This is a genomic window from Streptosporangiales bacterium (genome assembly GCA_009379825.1).
Classification (GTDB): Bacteria; Actinomycetota; Actinomycetes; order Streptosporangiales; family WHST01; genus WHST01.
In genome coordinates this window covers 1-3052 of record WHTA01000163.1, presented here as the reverse complement: position 1 = coordinate 3052, position 3052 = coordinate 1, and the positions used below count along the sequence as shown (strand labels likewise).

The following is a 3052-nucleotide window of genomic DNA, read 5'->3' as shown; positions in this document are numbered from 1 at the left end:
GTACGTGCGTGGCTGGGAGGCGTCGCTGCAGGAGTACGTGACCGACGACTTCATGAGCAGGTGGCCGAAGAACTCGTTCGAGCCGGGGATCAGTGGGCTGCACGTCGGCGACGAGCTCTACGCCACTCCGTTCGGCTCGAACGGTGCGATCTTCCCCCTGTTGACCAACGTCGAGCTGCTGGACAAGTACGGCATCGACGGGCCGCCGAAGACCTGGTCGGAGTTCGAGGATGCGGGGGCGAAGATCTCCACGGACTCCAAGGGCAAGGTGCGCGGCTTCTACCCGGTCGTGCACTACATGCTCGCCGCCATGCAGGCGACCGCCGGCCCCGACCTGATGGCCAGCGGCGGCGACATCAAGCAGGGCGGCACGGCGATCAACCTGAAGACCGGCCGCTCCGAGGCGGCGTCGGAGCAGATGGTCAGCCTCGCCAAGCTGCTGCAGCGGATGAGCAAGAACGACTCACTGATCCGTGGCTGGGAGGGGGAGCAGGCACAGCTGGACCCGGCGTTCTGGAAGGCACTCGCGCAGGAGCGGGTCGCGATGGCTATCGGCTCGAACTGGCACTACCGGGAGATCCTCAGGCTGCGCAAGGATCTTCCGCTGTCCATCGACCCGGTGCCGGTGCCGGACGACGGCAGGAAGGGGTACCAGACGAAGGCGTTCGTCTTCCTGCCGTACTGGCACATCAGCGCGAAGTCGAAGAAGAAGAAGCAGGCCTGGAAGCTGCTCGACCTCATGGGCACACCCGAGCACGTGCTGGCCTGGTACAAGATCTCCAAGCGCAACCCGCCGGCGTTCCCGCTGGCGGAGTTCGAGGAGTTCACCGACAAGTGGGACAAGCGCATGCTCGAGGTGAAGAAGGACACCATGCGCTTCGCACCGAACGCGACGATGAAGTCGATCGACGCTGCCGCCGTGCAGGCGGAGATGCAGTCGAAGGCGCCGACGCCGACCGTGGTGGAGATGTTCGCTGAGGCGCTGAGCAAACCGACCAGCTACGACTACGAGGCGAAGGCCGCGGCGTACGACGAGCAGAACGACAAGACCATCGCCGAGGTGATCAAGAAGGCGGAGGACGACGACAAGAAGGTCAGCGCCGACACGTTCAAGTTCCCCGACTGGGACCCGTTGGAGAACTACGCGCCCGAGGGCGTCACGGTTCCCACCTGGAGCTGACGCCGCGCGTCACTGCACGCCACCGCGGCGGTGCGGCCCGACCGTCGACCAGTGGGGGTACTGGCGGCCGCGGCCCGCGGCGTCCCGGTCGTCGGGCGGGTGCGGCAGCGGCGGTGGTGGCCAGTGCCGCCACGCCGAGCCGTCGAGCGGCGCCAGGTAGCCGTCCGCCCAGTAGCGCTCGACGATCGCCGCACGCAGCCTCGCGAGCGCGGTCGCGTGCGCAGGGTCGGCGGCCAGGTCGACGGTGTCGTCGTGCGCCGATCCGACGAGGAACAGCTGTTCGCGGTGGCTCGCGGCGCTGTAGACGTACTTGTACGTGCCGTCGGTCACGAAGTAGAGGCCCTGCTCGTTCTCCTGGTACTGCCCGTAGTGCAGGTCGCGGAGCCGGCTCACCTCGCCGCGGGCCAGCGGTGCGAGGTCGGTGCCGTCGGCGGCCACGGCGGTGTCGCGGAGCCCGGCCGCTGCGAGGCAGGTGGGTGCGACGTCGGTGAGCCCGACGAGGGCGTCTGTGGTCCGGCCGCAGGGAACGCTGCCTGGCTGTGAGAGGACGAGCGGGATGCGCGCGGCCGCGTCGTGGAAGCCACGCTTGCCGAACGCCCAGTGGTCGCCGAGGTATTCGCCGTGGTCGGCGGTGAAGACGACGAGGGTGTTCTCGCGCATGCCGTGGCGGTCGAGCTCGTCGAGGATCGCGTTGATCTGTGCGTCGACGAACGATACGCATGCGTAGTAGTACGCCCGCATGGTGCGGATCCGATCGAGCGACTCGTCGGGCCTGGTCCACTTCACCCGATGCTGTGCCGCGTGGTGGTAGTCGGCCTGTTCGAGCTCGGCCGCCGACCGCACCGGGTCGGGCATGTCGAGCGGGTCGTAGTCGAGGTACCACGGCGACGGCGGGTCGAACGGCGGGTGCGGCTTGATGAACGACGTGAAGCAGAACCAGGGCTGCTCAGGTTCCGCGGCGCGCGCACCGATGAACTCGACTGTCTTGCGTCCCGTCCACGCCGTCGTGGTGAGCTGCTCGGGCAGCTGCGACGGCTGTGGTGAGTAGTAGAGCTCGTGCCGCACGTCGTGCGGTTCGAGCACGTGGCCGTAGCCGGCGTCGACCAGCTCGCTCAGGTAGTCGTCGTCGGCGAGCCGTGCGGGGATCTCCTCCGACAGCGCCATGTCGGTGAAGCCGTGGTCGGCGCGTACGGGCTCGAAGTGCATCTTGCCGATCGCCTGGGTGAGGTAGCCGGCCGCCGTGAGGTCGCGTGCGAACGTGGCGGTGCCCGCGGCCAGCGGCGTGTGGTTGTCGACGACGCCCGTCTGGTGCGGCAGCCGGCCGGTGAGCAGGCAGGCCCTGGCGGGGACGCAGACCGGCGACTCGGTGTACGCGCGGCTGAACGTCGTGCCGGAGTCGACCAGCCGGTCCAGACCGGGCGTGCGGATCGCCGGGTTGCCGTGTGCACCGATCGCGTCGTACCTGAACTGGTCGGCCATGATCAGCAGGATGTTGGTTGCCGTCATCCCTTCACCGACCCGGCGAGACCCTCGATGAAGTAGCGCTGCAGCCAGAGGAACACCACGATGATCGGCACGATGGTGATGACCGAGCCTGCGGCGAGTCCCGTCCAGTCGGTGCCGAACTCGCCGGAGAACGAGTAGATGCCGACGCCCAGGGTGCGCAGCTCCGGTCTGGTCAGGGTGAGTACGAGCGGGATGAGGAACGAGTTCCAGGTGCCGATGAAGTTGAAGATGGCCACCGTGCCGATCACCGGCTTCGCCAGCGGCAGCATGATCTGCCAGTACATCCTTATGTGACCGGCGCCGTCGAGGATTGCGGACTCCTCCAGCTCTTTCGGCACCGCCGCGAAGTAGCCCATGAAGAGGAGG

3 protein-coding genes are annotated in these 3052 nt (G+C 67.8%); 1 reads left to right on the top strand and 2 read right to left on the bottom strand.

Annotated features, from left to right (window positions below; genetic code table 11):
- Positions 1–1180, top strand: a 1180-nt coding sequence (locus GEV07_30880) for an extracellular solute-binding protein (GenBank protein MQA06913.1), incomplete at its 5' end; no start/stop codon positions are given.
- Between the two features lie 9 nt (positions 1181–1189).
- On the opposite strand, the gene GEV07_30875 is transcribed toward GEV07_30880, so the two are convergent.
- Both GEV07_30875 and GEV07_30870 read right to left on the bottom strand, forming a co-directional pair.
- Positions 1190–2686 (bottom strand): sulfatase-like hydrolase/transferase, encoded by a 1497-nt coding sequence (locus GEV07_30875; protein MQA06912.1) that lies wholly within the window; start codon positions 2684–2686, stop codon positions 1190–1192.
- On the bottom strand, positions 2683–3052 hold a 370-nt coding region (locus GEV07_30870), incomplete at its 5' end, for an ABC transporter permease subunit (protein ID MQA06911.1). The genes GEV07_30875 and GEV07_30870, both read right to left, overlap by 4 nt.